The organism is Aeromonas sp. 604176, assembly GCF_049170755.1.
In the GTDB taxonomy this organism is placed as follows: domain Bacteria; phylum Pseudomonadota; class Gammaproteobacteria; order Enterobacterales; family Aeromonadaceae; genus Aeromonas; species Aeromonas veronii_A.
Map to the genome: position 1 here is coordinate 1 of NZ_JAAKNE010000293.1, position 839 is coordinate 839.

Consider the following 839-nt stretch of genomic DNA (forward strand, 5'->3'; position numbering starts at 1 on the left):
GGGTGGGCGAAGCCGTAGTAGTTCATGGCGCCGTCCTCCTGATCCCCTTGCAGCCACTGGCTCGCCTCGAAGAAGTGTTCGCCGAGCACATAGGCGTCCGGGTTCTCCTGCTTCACTGCCCCGCGAATGGCGCGCACGTGACCACTGTTGCCCTCGGCGGTGCCGCGCTCGCCCAACATGTGGATGACGTCAAAGCGCCAGCCATCGATCTGGTAGGGGGCGCGCATCCAGTAACGGAGGATGGCGTCATCGGCCCGATAGACGGCGTCCTGTACCTTCTCGCAGGAGAAGTCGAGCTTGGGCAGGCTGCGAATGCCCTTCCAGCTGACGTAATCCCCTTCTTTATCAAAGGTGTAGAAGCTGCGCCACGGGGAGTCCGGGTTGCTCTGAGCGCCCAGTGGCGGGCAGAACCAGGGGTGTTCGGTGGAGGTGTGGTTGACCACCGCATCGAGAATGATCTTCATGCCGCGCTGGTGCAGGTTGCGGGTCAGCTCGGCGAACTGTTCGTTGCTGCCGAGATGGGCATCGACCTTGAAGTAGTCCTGGGTGTCGTACTTGTGGTTGCTCGGCGAATCGAAGATGGGGTTGAGGTAGAGCGCCGTCACCCCGAGAGATTGCAGATAGTGCAGCTTGGCATCGATCCCCGCCAGATCGCCACCGTAAAACTCGCAGGCGCCGTGGCCCTCTTCATGGCGACTGACCGGTTCGCCCCACGCCTTGCTGATGACCGCTTTGCCGCGATATTCGTACTCGTGATGCTTGACGCTCAGCGACGGGTCGCCGTTGCAGAAGCGGTCGGGGAAGATCTGGTAGAACACCTGATCCTGCACCCAGGCCGG

Annotated in this window: 1 protein-coding gene; it reads right to left on the reverse strand. The window is 62.0% G+C overall.

All coding sequences use genetic code 11. From position 1 onward, the window contains the following. A partial coding sequence (locus G5358_RS21440; RefSeq protein ID WP_421324923.1) for an alpha-amylase family glycosyl hydrolase occupies positions 1-839 on the reverse strand: 839 nt, incomplete at both ends.